The sequence below is a fragment of the Shewanella surugensis genome (genome assembly GCF_023284005.1).
Lineage (GTDB): Bacteria > Pseudomonadota > Gammaproteobacteria > Enterobacterales > Shewanellaceae > Shewanella > Shewanella surugensis.
In genome coordinates this window covers 1-1,358 of the sequence record NZ_JAKIKS010000310.1, presented here as the reverse complement: position 1 = coordinate 1,358, position 1,358 = coordinate 1, and the positions used below count along the sequence as shown (strand labels likewise).

Here is a 1,358-nt window from a genome sequence, read left to right as displayed (position 1 = left end):
CTTTCACCTCCAATCTTCTACCGATTTATCTCGGCGCACTGGGTGTCTTGGTTAGTCTTTCCCTATTCTAAACCCGTAAAGCCACTTAAAGAGTCACTTTACGGGTTTAGATTAGCTTAATTTTTTAACTTATGTCGATGTGGGTGTAGGTGTAGGTGTAGGTGTAGGTGTAGGTGTAGGTTATAAACACATTTTCAAATACTGAATTCATGCTCTGAATGCATTCCTTTAATTTATAGGCGTTAATAAATCATTTCGTTGTAACGTTGCCAGCACGTATTGCTTAAGTTGACTATCAGATAAACCTTTCGCCTCATAAGCCAGATTAATCAGATGCTCATTGTCTAGGCCTAAGGTATTTTTTAAGACATTACGAAACTCAGTTATATCATCTCTCTCTACTGCATTAGCCAATAATTCTTTAAAGTAACTCATTTCACAATCAAGAAGATGAGCACCAATTTGAGCATCATAGTTAAGCCTGACTTGCGCTATATTTTGTGCAACGCGATTTCTCACCCCACCATAACCCGTTAACTGTAGATCAAGATATGCATCCAGCGCTGTTTGCTTCTGCTGCGCTGTTGCATTCATCGGCAGATCTAAATCAACAGTTGCTGGTAAGGGAATGTGACCACTTCGAATAAAATGTGCCACCATTTGTTTATTAACAGCCGCACTTTCTGCAGGATAAATGCCCGAAGATAATCCATTGAGTAGTCCTTCTTTATAACCTGCTACCCGTTCACCCTGACTTTGGGCACTACTGCCTTTTAAATTACTGGTAATTTGAATGGCTTTTCCTGCTAAGCCTTCATTACAATTAGCAAAATTAGTGCCGTTAATGTCTAATTTAAAAATATCAAAGAAAGCTTGTTGCTCGCAATTACGGATCAACAATGGCCATAACTCAATTTGAGCAATAGAGGTTTCAACATGGGCTTTGAGTGCATATTGTGCATTCGAATTTTCAGGCGCTGCTACACGCTCCTTAATCACCTGCTTCAATTGACTAAGATTAACGCCTGTGATCTGTTTAGCTTGTAATTCTCTGGCAATGGAATTAAATAGCTTATCGACTTGTAGCGCATAATGTTGCTTCTGTGCTTGAATGCCAGCTTGCTGCATAAAATTAGGCATAAAGCCTTGAGGGATCACTAAATCAGTGGGTTTATTGGCATCTTTAGCAGGTATATAAGCATGATTATCCCCAAAAGCGACTTGTAAAGCCTGTTGGCGATTAATCGGCGTTAATTCCTGCTGAGGCTGCTGGTGAGTTTGTGCAGTAATTGTAACAGCATTATCTTGGTTTATTTTCACCCAAAAATCACTTTTAACACCTGAAGTTAGTTGAGCAG

At 39.5% G+C, this 1,358-nt stretch carries 1 protein-coding gene; it reads right to left on the bottom strand.

What is annotated here, in order from left to right:
- Window positions 1-228: 228 nt before the first annotated feature.
- Window positions 229-1,358, bottom strand: a 1,130-nt coding sequence (locus tag L2764_RS27190; protein ID WP_248943450.1) for a hypothetical protein, incomplete at its 5' end; no start/stop codon positions are given.